10 protein-coding genes and 3 tRNA genes are annotated in these 12,774 nt (G+C 56.7%); 9 read left to right on the forward strand and 4 right to left on the reverse strand.

Annotation, left to right across the window (positions count from 1 at the left end):
- Positions 1 to 13: 13 nt before the first annotated feature.
- A complete protein-coding gene (locus KZO34_RS18380) occupies positions 14 to 547 on the reverse strand; it encodes an RDD family protein (protein WP_219478430.1) in 534 nt (177 codons plus the stop codon).
- A 140-nt stretch (positions 548 to 687) separates the two neighbouring features.
- Between KZO34_RS18380 and alaS the strand changes: the two genes are divergently transcribed.
- From alaS to KZO34_RS18410, 6 genes are all read left to right on the forward strand, one after another.
- Entirely contained in the window at positions 688 to 3,318 is a 2,631-nt protein-coding gene (gene alaS / locus KZO34_RS18385) for an alanine--tRNA ligase (RefSeq protein WP_219478431.1), read from the forward strand.
- 106 nt (positions 3,319 to 3,424) lie between these two features.
- Positions 3,425 to 4,663: an aspartate kinase gene (locus KZO34_RS18390; RefSeq protein ID WP_219478432.1), complete on the forward strand. Its 1,239-nt coding sequence runs from the start codon at positions 3,425 to 3,427 to the stop codon at positions 4,661 to 4,663.
- Positions 4,664 to 4,851: 188 nt separating this feature from the next.
- Positions 4,852 to 5,049, forward strand: coding sequence for a carbon storage regulator CsrA (gene csrA, locus KZO34_RS18395; protein WP_007155535.1), 198 nt, complete (start codon positions 4,852 to 4,854; stop codon positions 5,047 to 5,049).
- A 126-nt stretch (positions 5,050 to 5,175) separates the two neighbouring features.
- Positions 5,176 to 5,265: transfer RNA gene (locus KZO34_RS18400), tRNA-Ser, on the forward strand.
- 61 nt (positions 5,266 to 5,326) lie between these two features.
- Positions 5,327 to 5,403: transfer RNA gene (locus KZO34_RS18405), tRNA-Arg, on the forward strand.
- Between the two features lie 27 nt (positions 5,404 to 5,430).
- Positions 5,431 to 5,507: transfer RNA gene (locus KZO34_RS18410), tRNA-Arg, on the forward strand.
- A gap of 54 nt (positions 5,508 to 5,561) precedes the next feature.
- Here KZO34_RS18410 and KZO34_RS18415 read toward each other — a convergent pair.
- The 3 genes from KZO34_RS18415 to KZO34_RS18425 all read right to left on the reverse strand — a co-directional run bounded on the left by KZO34_RS18415 (position 5,562) and on the right by KZO34_RS18425 (position 8,978).
- Positions 5,562 to 6,068: a CHRD domain-containing protein gene (locus tag KZO34_RS18415; RefSeq protein ID WP_219478433.1), complete on the reverse strand. Its 507-nt coding sequence runs from the start codon at positions 6,066 to 6,068 to the stop codon at positions 5,562 to 5,564.
- Between the two features lie 272 nt (positions 6,069 to 6,340).
- Positions 6,341 to 8,197: a HAMP domain-containing methyl-accepting chemotaxis protein gene (locus tag KZO34_RS18420; protein ID WP_219478435.1), complete on the reverse strand. Its 1,857-nt coding sequence runs from the start codon at positions 8,195 to 8,197 to the stop codon at positions 6,341 to 6,343.
- Positions 8,198 to 8,441: 244 nt separating this feature from the next.
- Entirely contained in the window at positions 8,442 to 8,978 is a 537-nt protein-coding gene (locus KZO34_RS18425) for a DUF2058 domain-containing protein (RefSeq protein WP_219478437.1), read from the reverse strand.
- Positions 8,979 to 9,086: 108 nt separating this feature from the next.
- Between KZO34_RS18425 and dbpA the strand changes: the two genes are divergently transcribed.
- The 3 genes from dbpA to oadA all read left to right on the forward strand — a co-directional run bounded on the left by dbpA (position 9,087) and on the right by oadA (position 12,766).
- Positions 9,087 to 10,460: an ATP-dependent RNA helicase DbpA gene (dbpA, locus tag KZO34_RS18430; protein WP_219478439.1), complete on the forward strand. Its 1,374-nt coding sequence runs from the start codon at positions 9,087 to 9,089 to the stop codon at positions 10,458 to 10,460.
- Between the two features lie 226 nt (positions 10,461 to 10,686).
- A complete protein-coding gene (locus tag KZO34_RS18435; protein WP_219478441.1) occupies positions 10,687 to 10,938 on the forward strand; it encodes an OadG family protein in 252 nt (83 codons plus the stop codon).
- A 40-nt stretch (positions 10,939 to 10,978) separates the two neighbouring features.
- A complete protein-coding gene (gene oadA / locus KZO34_RS18440; protein WP_219478443.1) occupies positions 10,979 to 12,766 on the forward strand; it encodes a sodium-extruding oxaloacetate decarboxylase subunit alpha in 1,788 nt (595 codons plus the stop codon).
- The last annotated feature ends 8 nt before the right edge of the window (positions 12,767 to 12,774 follow it).

Raw genomic sequence — 12,774 nt, forward strand, 5'->3', positions numbered from 1 at the left:
GCGGCCCTGACAGTCAGCGGGATTCCTTCGGAACCTGGACCACAACGCTGCTCGACATCCGGTCGGTAATGGACAGTCCGTTGATGGGCAGGAACAGCGCGATAATGGCCGGCAGGGTTACAAACAGCGTCGCTGCACCCACGTAGTAGCCCGCCAGCAAGGCGAGGAAGAACACGGCCGCGGCAGTCACGTAGCGGCGCAGGGCCTGGCTCCAGCTTACGGATGTGCCATCCAGATTCTCAATCCGGATCCGCCAGACCTGCATGCCCAGCGTCTGGCCGATGCGGGTCCAGAAATAGGCGAAGAACAGGTACAGCACCAGGAACAGCACGAAGGTCAAGCCCGGGTCCCCCGAAAGCTGGCCGGCTTCAGCCATTTCCTCAAACCGATCCCAGCCGGTAATCCAGCCGCCGATCACGGTGTACACCCAGGTGGCCACGAGCAGAACGGCAATGCTGATCAGGGCGTCATAGATAATGGCGAGCGCGCGCTTTAAGAATGTGGCTGGGGGTAATAGTTCCTCGGCGTCATGGAAGCGTCGGGGCATGGAATCTCCTGTGATGTTTCACGTTTTTCCTGTTCTCGGCGTGTGCTAGAGTAGCGGATTTGCACACGCATGTAAGTATTCGTATTCAATCGCGGACCCGCCAGTTCCACGGCGAGTTTCTGGAAAGGTATCAAAGGGCTATGAAAACCGCAGAGTTGCGACAGGCATTTCTCGATTATTTCAGACAGCAAGGCCATGCTATTGTTTCAAGCAGTTCGCTGGTGCCGGCGGATGACCCCACGCTGCTGTTCACCAATGCGGGAATGAATCAGTTCAAGGATGTGTTCCTGGGCCGGGAAGAGCGCGACTATACCCGGGCCACCACGTCCCAGAAGTGCGTCCGTGCCGGCGGTAAGCACAACGACCTCGAAAACGTCGGCTACACCGCCCGCCACCATACCTTCTTTGAAATGCTCGGTAATTTCAGCTTCGGCGACTACTTCAAGCGTGAAGCCATCAATTACGCCTGGACCTTTCTGACCGGTGATGAATGGCTCAACCTGCCGACTGAAAAGCTGTGGGTGACGGTCTATGCCGACGACGATGAAGCCTACGATATCTGGAACAAGGAAATAGGCGTGCCGGCGGAGCGCATTGTGCGCATTGGCGATAACAAGGGCGCCCGTTACGCTTCCGACAACTTCTGGCAGATGGGTGATACCGGTCCCTGTGGCCCCTGCACAGAAATCTTCTACGATCACGGTCCCGATGTGGCTGGCGGTCCTCCCGGAAGTCCCGAGGAAGACGGCGACCGATACATCGAGATCTGGAACGTCGTGTTTATGCAGTACAACCGCACCGCCGATGGCGAGATGTTGAAGCTACCCAAGCCCTCGGTGGATACCGGGATGGGCCTGGAGCGGATCACGGCGGTCCTGCAGGGTGTTCACAGCAACTACGAAATCGATCTGTTCCAGGACCTGCTGCGGGCTGCCTCCGACGTGCTCGGTGGTGTCGCTGCAACCGAAGCCAGTCTCCGCGTGGTGGCTGACCATATCCGTTCCTGCGCTTTCCTGATCTCCGACGGTGTGATGCCTTCCAATGAAGGTCGCGGTTTCGTCCTTCGCCGCATCATTCGCCGGGCCGCCCGTCACGGCAACAAACTGGGTGCAACCCAGCCCTTCTTCTACAAGCTCGCCGGCCCTCTTGCTGACCTGATGGGCGAGGCCTACCCGCAACTGGTAAGCAGCCGCAAGCAGATCGAGAAGGTGTTGCTGCAGGAGGAAGAGCAGTTCGCCAAGACCCTGGACAAGGGGCTGCGCCTGCTGGAGCAGGACATCGCGGAATTGAAGGGTGACGTGATTCCGGGCGACACCATTTTCACGCTGTATGACACCTATGGGTTCCCGGTTGATCTGACCAACGATATTGCCCGCGAGCGCGGACTGACGCTGGACTACGATGGCTACGAGCAAGCCATGGAGGCTCAGCGCGAGCGTGCCCGGGCGGCGAGCAAGTTCGGCATCGATTACAACGCAGCCGGTCTCAACATCGAGGGTAAGACCGAGTTCACCGGGTATGACCACATTGATGGTCACGAGCGCATTCGTACCGTGATTGTCGGCAGCGAAGAAAAAAATGCCGAAGCCGGCGATGAGGCAGTTGTGGTTCTGGAGCGTACGCCGTTCTATGCCGAGTCCGGCGGCCAGGTCGGCGATACCGGTCTGCTGACCTGGAGTGGCGGTCGCTTCAAGGTCACCGATACCCGCAAGGAAGGTGATAACCATCTGCACGTCGGTACGCTGATTGAAGGAGAGTTGTTTCCGGGACTGGAAGTGGATGCCCGGATCGACCACGCACGGCGCGAGCGCACCAAGCGGAACCATTCCGCCACGCACCTGCTGCACGCGGCATTGCGTAAGATTCTGGGCGAGCACGTTACCCAGAAAGGGTCCCTGGTGGATCCGGATAAACTGCGTTTCGATTTTTCGCATTTCGAGCCCGTAACCCCGGATCAGCTTAAAGAGATTGAGCGCCAGGTTAACGAGCAGATTCTTGATAACACGCCGGTTCAAACTGAAATCACCGACATGGAGAAGGCCCAGGAGAAGGGTGCGATGGCACTGTTCGGTGAGAAATACGGCGATACGGTGCGTGTGCTGAGCATGGGTACCGATAGCTACTCGGTGGAACTGTGCGGCGGCACCCACGTTGCCCGAACCGGTGACATCGGCCTGTTCCGCATTACCTCGGAAAGCGGTATCTCCGCCGGTGTCCGTCGGATTGAAGCGGTCACGGGTTTCGGCGCGCTGGAATGGGTCGACAGTACCGAGCGCACCTTGCGTGACACCGCCGGTCTGGTCCGTGCGACCCGGGATACCGTTGTTGAAAAGGTTCAGCAGACCCTTGATCGCAACCGTCAGCTGGAAAAAGAAGTGGATGCCTTGAAGGCCAAACTGGCCAGCTCGGCCGGCAGCGATCTGGCCGGATCGGCAGTGGACGTCGCAGGTCTGAAAGTCGTAGCTTCCGAGCTTGAAGGGGCGGACCGCAAGGCCCTCATGGAAACCGCAGACCAGCTCAAGAACAAGTTGGGCGAGGGCGTGGTTGTCCTGGCCAGTGTCGAAGGCGGCAAGGTCACTTTGGTGGCGGGTGTGACCAAATCCGCGACTGGCAAGATCAAGGCCGGCGACCTGATGAAGCATCTCGCGGCCCAGGTAGATGGCAAAGGTGGCGGTCGGCCGGATATGGCTCAGGGTGGCGGTAACGATCCGAGCAAACTGGCGGATGCCCTTTCGGGTATCCCGGCCTGGGTTGAAAAAAATATCGGTTAAGCAACTATTTGTGAGAACGGATAGGGGTTTATAATCCCGCTCGTTTTCTTTAAAGACTGGCGAGGCGTTGCTTCGCTGTGAGTCCCCGTTTCGGATACTGGAAAAAATGGCGCTGTTGGTTCAGAAGTTTGGTGGCACCTCGGTTGGCACAACCGAGCGAATTGACGCGGTTGCGGAAAAGGTAGCCCGTTTCCGAAAGGAAGGTCATGATGTAGTGGTGGTGGTCTCGGCCATGAGTGGCGAAACCAACCGCCTGATTGCTCTGGCCAGTAGTATTATGGACGAGCCTACGCCGCGTGAGATGGACGTTCTGGTGTCCACCGGCGAGCAGGTCACCATTGCGCTGTTGTCCATGGCGCTGCAGAAGCGGGGCTGTGATGCCCGTTCCTACACCGGCTCCCAGGTTCGGATTGTGACGGACAGCACTCACACCAAGGCGCGCATCAAACAGATTGATGAGCAGCGTATGCGCGAAGATCTGGATGCGGGCAGGGTTGTGGTCGTGGCCGGTTTCCAGGGCATTGATGAGTGCGGCAACATCACGACGCTGGGACGCGGCGGCTCGGACACCACGGCCGTTGCTCTGGCAGCCGCCCTGAAAGCTGACGAGTGCCAGATCTACACGGACGTTGACGGTGTCTACACAACCGATCCCCGTGTCGTCGACAGCGCTCGTCGCCTTGACCGCATTACGTTTGAAGAAATGATTGAAATGGCGAGTCTGGGTTCCAAGGTTCTCCAGATTCGCTCGGTAGAGTTTGCAGGCAAATACAACGTTCCATTACGGGTTCTTTCCAGCTTCCAGGAAGGCGAGGGAACCCTGATTACTCTTGAGGATGAAAACGCCATGGAGCAACCGGTTGTTTCCGGCATCGCCTTTAACCGCGACGAAGCAAAGTTGACCATCGTCGGCGTCCCCGACACGCCGGGAAGCGCGTTGCGCATTCTGAAACCGGTAAGCGATGCTAATATTGAAGTGGATATGATCGTTCAGAACGTGGGCGAGGATAACAAGACCGCGTTTACGTTCACCGTGCATCGCAACGATTTCAAGCGGGCGAAGGAAGTACTGCAGCGGGTTTCGGATGAGCTGGGTGCCCGTGAAGTGGGCGGCGACAGCAAGATTGCCAAGGTAAGCATTGTGGGCGTAGGCATGCGGTCCCACGCCGGTGTTGCTACCCGCATGTTTGAAGCCTTGTCCAATGAAGGCATTAATATTCAGATGATCTCCACATCGGAAATCAAGATTTCCGTGGTGATTGATGAGAAATATCTCGAGCTGGCGGTTCGCGCACTTCATAGTGAGTTTGAACTGGACAAGCCCGCGGTAGAAGAAGAGGTCTGAATACGCAGATTTCAGGTCGATCTGCCGGGCCTCGCCATATAAGGGAATCATTTATTGAGCCTATGACAGAACGGAACCGTATAAGGGGATGTGCGTCTTTTGATCAGTCAGTGATCCCGCTATAAAAGCGATAGTAAATAAAAAATCATTTGTCGGAACAGGTAAGCTCTGGATAGGGAGTAAGGGATATGTTGATTTTGACTCGCCGCGTTGGCGAAACTCTGATGGTGGGTGATGAAATCACCGTAACCGTGCTCGGAGTGAAGGGGAATCAGGTACGCATTGGCGTTAATGCCCCGAAAGAAGTGGCGGTACACCGTGAAGAAATCTACCAGCGTATTCAGTCGGAAAAAGGCTCGGAAGAGCCGGAGCCGGGCAATAGCTGAGAGATAAAAAGCCGTTCAAGGGAAACCTGAACGGCTTTTTTCTTTATAGGGAAAATCGGCAGGGAAAAATCACCTGTCAACCCTATGAAAACAGAAAAATTATGGTAGTATACGCCCCGTTCTCAAGGAGAGGTGGGTGAGTGGCTGAAACCAGTTCCCTGCTAAGGAACCGTACGAGCAATCGTACCGAGGGTTCGAATCCCTCCCTCTCCGCCATTTTCCATGAGGAAAGTGAGAACAGGTTGAAGTAGCACTCAACCAGGCAAGTGAATAATGCGCGGCTGTAGCTCAGCTGGATAGAGTACCTGGCTACGAACCAGGCGGTCGGAGGTTCGAATCCTCCCAGCCGCGCCACTTATTTCACACTTGCACCAGTTTCAAGCGGCTGTAGCTCAGCTGGATAGAGTACCTGGCTACGAACCAGGCGGTCGGAGGTTCGAATCCTCCCAGCCGCGCCATACGAAATAAAAAACCCCGCTCGAGCGGGGTTTTTTATTGTCTGAAGCTTTTCTTTACATCTTCATGCCGTGGGGATCCATCAACTGACCACGAATGGCCCCATCCGGGTATTCAGGGTTATGGATGTTGATGTAGAAATCGGCCGGATTCTCGAGAATCCGTTTCACAATGCCCTTCTCCCCAGTCGGGAATTTACCTTTCTCTCCTTCGGTAAGGCAGTCAGCTGCATCGCCATCCTCCGGGCCGGCCAGGGCGGCCACGGGGGCGCCATTCATGCCTTTGCCGGCTTCATGAATGTGGGCCGCCATACCCTCTTTGACCGGCACGGCCTGAATGCCCTCAACCTGGATGACATAGCAGAGGGTGGTTGCGTCGCCGTCGATTCCAAAGACGTGAGCATGACCCTTACCATTGCTGTCGCCCTTGGAGCCAACCATTTCCTTTGCGCTCAATTGTGTGGTCAACACGTGGTTGGTATGCCCGGCATGGGCTGTGGAGGTCAGTCCCAGAGAGGAGGCAAGGGTGGCGATAAATAATGACTTCTTGATCTTGTGGTTCATGGTATCTCCCCGAAATAATTTCAGATGACGGTTATGCGAGCTATCGCCTAATTAATGCGTATCAGGGCGGGGAAAAGTTGCAGTGGGTCTGAAAAAAAGCGTTTGCGCGGTGTTGGCTTCTATTGAGTGATCGCTTCCGGTATTCCGAGGGGCAATGTCTTTATGACGAGGAAAACCAGGGTGGTAAAGGTGAGTTTGACTGCTGAAGTCGGGAGGGGCGCAGGAAACGCTGAAGCCTTTTCCTGCGCCCTTGTGGCGAGCCGGATGGAGAATTAAAGCCGAAAACGCGAGATCAGGGTCTGGAGTTCGCTGCCGAGCCTGGCCAGTTCAACGCTGGAGCTGGCTGTCTGGTTGGAAGACGCGGCAGACTGGTCAGTCACATCCCGGATGCTGGTGATGTTCTGGTTGATCTCTTCAGCCACCGAGGTTTGTTGTTCCGAAGCCGTGGCAATCTGGTTGTTGTACTGCTTGATCTCGTCCACCGCGCTGGTAATGCGTTCAATGGTCTTTCCTGTTGCCGTGGCTCGTTCCAGTGTATTGGTGGCCATGGCTGTGCTTGATTCCATGGCTGAGACCGAATCTCCGGCGCTGCTCTGCAGAGCGGTTACCAGGGTCTCGATTTCCTGAGCGGACGCCTGGGTGCGCTGTGCCAGAGAACGAACTTCATCGGCAACCACCGCAAACCCGCGCCCCTGTTCGCCGGCACGCGCCGCTTCAATGGCGGCATTCAGCGCTAGTAGGTTGGTCTGCTCGGCGACCGACTTGATGACGTCCAGAACGGTTCCGATATTGGCGGTTTCTTTCTGGAGGCCCTGAATGGTTTCCATGCTCTGGTTGACTTCCCGCGCCAGATTGTTCACCTGACTGACGGTTTCCCTGACCTCAAGTTCTCCGTCGCTTGCCTGGCTGGCGGCTCCGGTTGCTACTTCAAATGCCTGTTCGGCGCTTCGGGCAATATCGGCAACGGTCGCGGTCATCTCATTCATCGCTGTGGCGACCTGATCGGTTTCCTGCTTCTGACGATTGATGCCTTCGCTGGTCTGATTGGTTACCGTTGAGAGTTCTTCGGCGGAAGCGGCTATGTTGGTAGCGCCGGTTTCAATGCTTTTCACCAGCTCCCGCAAACTGGTCACCATGGTGGCCAGGGCGGCCATCAGGCGTCCGATTTCATTGGTGCCGGTGGCATCAATGTCGACGGTCAGGTTTCCGGAGGCCACTTCGGAGGCAATAGAAACGGCCCGGTTGACCGGCGAGACAATAGACCGAGTAATAAGGAGCGCCATGAGTATGCCTAGCAGCACGGCCACCCCAGTGGCTCCGTAGATCAGCCAGAAGGCGCTCTGGTGTTCGGCTTCCATTTTTCCGGTTTGACCGGCCCGGAGCTGGTTCGCGGATTCGAATGCGTTGGTGGCGGCGTTGACCATTTCATCCGAGAGGCGACTGCCGGACTGAGTCAGGTCCACCACGGACTGGAATGCACTGACGTATGTCTTCAGGGCGGCGTTGATTTTTTCCTTTTCTGGGGCGCTGATCGCTGCGGATTTGAGGGGGCCCTGAACCCGCTTTGCATCGCCAAGGTACGCGTTGACGCTGGCCTCTTCGTGTTCAATCAGGAACTTCCGCTCGGAGCGACGCATGTCCTCGAAAATCGCCGAGGCAAAGAACAGTGAGCTGTGCGCTTTCAAAGATGAACCGAAGATTCTCGCGCTGGTCTCGAGACGGTCGAGCGCGTCTTCCCGTTCGCTGATATTTTCCTCTACCTCACCCATCAGCCGCTGATAGGTTCTCACATCGGCCTGAATGCCGGTCAGGGTGCTGATATCCTCGACGGCACTTAACAGTGGTTTGATGTTGTTGGTCAGATCCAGAACGAGATCGCCATGCGCCTGGGTTTTTTCGACGGCCTCGGGTGAGCCGGTGAGCAAGAAGTTCTTCTCTTCCACTCGGGCTTCGGTGAGGCTGGTATTGACCTGGCCCAGCATGGCGACGATGTTGGATCGCTGGCTGTAGCTGTTGAGTGCGCGGTTACCAACCACGCCCACAATAATGGTCAGCACCAGCAGGAGGGCAAACCCCCCAGCAAGCTTCGTGCGGATGGTTGTGTTAGTGAACAGATCTGGAAAACGCATCGTTGTTATATCCCTAAAGCGTGTGTGCCGTGCCCGCCTTGCCTTTGCAACTCCTCGCCCAGAAGCTGGGCAGCTTTCCTGATACGTGCCATGGAATTGAAGGTGGCTTTTATTTGATTCTTATTAATTCTTTTTTCGGCCGGGTATTCCAGAACTTTACCGTTACAGATGATTGCCTGATGTTTTGAGGTGATACAAAAATGAGCCCGGATGAGCTCATTGTCTATCGGAATGGGAGGTCGGATCACCACATCAGGTCATCGGGGATTTCGTAGCCGGCATAGGGGTCGTCTTCGCCAACATCATCGGTTTTGCGATCATGAAGAACCACGACGGCACTCTCATCCCGCTCCATGATCTTCCTCGCAACGCCTTCCGCAACGATCTCATACGCCTCATTCACGAAGACAATTGCCAGACGCCCGCGTGAAAGCTGGTCGACCATGGTGTCGTCGACAAAGATCTTCTTGATCTTCTTGTCGTGAACGAACTGGTAAGATGTCTCGCCACGGCTGCGGTCCAGACGGTTGGTCTCGACGAGCTGCCGAATCTGAGCCTGAATCGCTTTTTTCTCGGCCTCTTGCTGGCGTTGCCGGTTAAGCTCGCGGTCCCGCTCGGCTTTTTCTTCGCGGGCCTGGCGGGCCCGAACTTCCGCTTCGTTCTCCTGAACAGTGCCCTTGGGCTGGGATTTTCGCTTTTTCCGTTTTTCGGTACGGATGGCCTTGGCTTTCTTCTCGTCAGCCAGGCCGGCTTTCAGTAGCTGATCCTGTAGGGACGCCATTAGTAACTCCGTTAATTGGTGGCAAACTCTGGTATCCTGATGCGCTAGTATACGCCCTCATTATTTTGCCTCCATCACCCGTGTTCGCCGATTTCAGGATTTTCTTGTATGCCTTCCTTTAAAACGTTTGGTCTTTCCCCTGCCATGACCTCCAACCTTGAGCAGTTGGGGTTTGAGCAGCCAACTGAAATTCAGGCGAAAGCCTTGCCCCATTGTCTGGCGCGCCGGGATGTGATCGCCATGGCGCAGACCGGTAGCGGTAAGACGGCGGCCTTCGGCATTGGGCTGATAGAACACCTGAAGCCCCGATTGTTTGCGGTGCAGGGGTTGGTGCTTTGCCCCACGCGAGAGCTGGCGGACCAGGTGGCCAAGGCGCTTCGGGAACTGGCCCGAGCCCGGGATAACGTGAAGATTCTGACCCTGTGCGGTGGGGTGGCGATTGGTCCACAGATCGGTTCCCTGAGCCACGGCGCCCACATAGTGGTAGGTACACCGGGCCGGATTCAGGACCATCTCAGAAAAGGCACGCTCACCCTGGACCGGGTAAATACCGTGGTGTTGGACGAGGCGGACCGGATGCTGGACATGGGGTTTGAAGAGGCCATGGAAGATATCCTGGGCCAGACCCCGGAGTCCCGCCAGACCCTGATGTTTTCCGCTACCTGGCCGGAGGCCATCCGCAAGCTCAGTACCCGCTACCAGCGTGAGCCAGAGGATGTGCGGGCTGAGGCAAACCAGGGCAATCCGGATATCCGGGAAATGTTCTACGAAATCGCGCCGGGCGCTGCTCATGAGGCGGTCATGGCGCTGCTGTCTGAGCGTGAGCCGTCGTCCTGCATCGTGTTTTGCACCACCAAACAACAGTGCGATGAGCTGGCGGATGATTTGCGCCAGAACGGGTTTTCTGCCCTGGCCCTGCACGGCGACCTGGAGCAGCGAGAACGAGACAGTGTGTTGGTTCGCTTTGGTAATCAGAGTTGCTCGGTGCTGGTGGCGACGGATGTGGCGGCCAGGGGGTTGGATATCAAATCCCTGCCATTGGTGATTAACGCTGAACCGGCGCGGGATCCCGAAGTGCATACCCATCGGGTCGGGCGGACCGGCCGGGCAGGGGAACAGGGGCTTGCCGTGACCTTCTGCACGCCCGCCAAGGGGCACAAGATCAATCGGCTGGAATCGGAGCGTGGCCGCGCTGTCGAATGGGGTGATACCGAAGCGTTGATGGCGGTGCCCAGGAAACCGGTTGCGCCGGCCATGAAAACCTTATGCATCGCTGGCGGTCGAAAAGAAAAGATCCGACCGGGCGATGTGCTGGGTGCGCTCACGGGTGAGGCTGGAATTCCTGGAACCGCGGTGGGGAAAATCGACCTCTTCGATTTCCAGTGTTTTGTGGCAATTGACAAAAATCATGCCGCCAAGGCATTGAAGCGACTGGAAGCCGGCCGTATCAAAGGGCGAAAAATCCGCGTCCGGTACGCGTGAGGCCGGGCTTCAGTCGGTATTCGGCAAACTCGTCACTAAGGGCCAGGTGACTCGGAAACTCCCTATAGCAATTTGCATTTAGGTTGCTCACGGCTGGTTAAAACGGTAAATTACGCAGGATTTTGCCTCCCGAATTGCTCTGGAAGGGCCTTAGACTTTAGTCCAACTGGTCCGGCCAGACAAACCGGGGAAATCAACAAACCAATAAAGCAGGTAGCTATTCGATATGAATGACCTGATGTCACAAGCCGTAGATCTGATGATTGCGGGCATGGGGTTTGTGTTCGTGTTCCTGATTATTCTGGTATTCGCAACACTGCTCATGTCCAAACTCATAGCACGGTTTGCGCCGCCAGAGCCGGCAACCCCGGCCAAAACGCCACGTGCCAAGCCCAAGGCGCCTGCGTCGGTTGACCCCGATACCGCCGAGGCCATCAAGAAGGCGATTGCACAATTCCGGTCGCGCCACAAGAAGTGAGCCGGTAATAGATAGAACCTTTAAACAGAAGGCTGACACGATGACTGACACAAAGAAACCGCTGGGAATTACGGACGTTATCCTGCGTGACGCCCACCAGTCCCTGCTTGCCACCCGTATGCGGCTTGATGACATGCTGCCCATTGCCGAGAAACTCGACAAGGTCGGTTTCTGGTCTCTGGAATCCTGGGGTGGGGCCACCTTCGACTCCTGCATTCGCTACCTGGGCGAAGATCCCTGGGAGCGCATCCGTGAACTGAAAAAAGCCATGCCCAACACCCAACAGCAAATGCTGCTGCGTGGCCAGAACCTGCTGGGTTACCGTCACTATGCGGATGACGTGGTGGACCGTTTCTGTGAGCGTGCCGCCGAGAATGGCGTTGATGTATTCCGTATTTTCGACGCGATGAATGATCCGCGTAACCTGGACCGTGCCATCAAGGCCGTTCGCAAGACCGGCAAGCATGCCCAGGGCACCATCGCCTACACCACTAGCCCGGTTCATACCATCGATATGTGGGTTGACATGGCGAAGGAAGTGGCTGACATGGGCGCGGACTCCATCGCGATCAAAGACATGGCGGGGATCCTCAAGCCTTACGTGGCCTACGATCTGGTCAGCCGCTTGAAGAAAGAGCTGGATATCCCGATTCACATGCAGTGCCACGCCACCACCGGCATGTCTACCGCCACCGCTATCAAGGCCGCGGAAGCCGGCATCGACAACGTGGATACTGCCATTTCTTCCATGAGCATGACCTATGGCCACTCGCCCACCGAGGCAGTTGTCGCCATCCTGGAAGGTACCGACCGTGACACCGGTCTGGACCTGAATCTGTTGGAAGAAATCGCCAGCTACTTCCGCAAGGTGCGCAAGAAGTACGCTAAGTTTGAAGGCAGCCTGCGCGGTACCGATTCCCGCATCCTGATTGCCCAGGTTCCGGGCGGCATGCTGACCAACATGGAAAACCAGCTGCGTGAACAGAACGCGAGCGACAAGTTCGACCAGGTCCTGGACGAAATTCCCAAGGTCCGCGAAGACCTGGGCTTCATCCCGCTGGTAACGCCGACCTCCCAGATCGTGGGTACCCAGGCGGTACTGAACGTTCTGACCGGCGAGCGCTACAAGTCCATCTCCAAGGAAACCTCTGCGATCCTGAAAGGCGAATACGGTGCTGCGCCGGCGCCCATGAACAAGGAACTGCAGGACCGTGTTCTTGATGGCAAGGAAGTGATGACCTGTCGCCCAGCGGATGTGCTTGAACCAGAAATGGATAAGCTGACCGACGAGCTGAAGAAGCTGGCGGACGAGAAAGGCATCAAGCTGGCTGACAACGTTGAGGACGATGTTCTGACGTACGCGTTGTTCCCGCAGATCGGCCTGAAGTTCCTGGAAAACCGTGGCAATCCGGATGCGTTCGAGCCGGTTCCGACCGCTGAAGACGCGGCGCCCGCCAAGAAGGCTGAAGGACCCGAGACCTACACCGTTGATGTCAACGGCAAGAAGTTCGTGGTCGCTGTTTCTGAGGGTGGTGAAATTACCCAGATCCAGGGTGAGGGCGGTGCTGCCTCTGCACCGGCTGCCTCCTCTGCTCCGGCTCCTGCGGCTGGTGAGGGTGAACCCGTGGTTGCGCCTTTGGGCGGCAACATCTTCAAGGTTCTGGTTTCTCCGGGTGACACCGTGGAAGAGGGCGATGTGATGATCATCCTAGAGGCCATGAAGATGGAAACAGAGGTTCGTGCACCCAAGGCCGGTACGATCGGCGAAGTCTTCATCAAGGTCGGTGATGCCGTTTCCCCTGATGATGAAATGCTGACAATCGCATAAGGGCCAGC

Source organism: Marinobacter sp. F4206 (genome assembly GCF_019392195.1).
Classification (GTDB): domain Bacteria; phylum Pseudomonadota; class Gammaproteobacteria; order Pseudomonadales; family Oleiphilaceae; genus Marinobacter.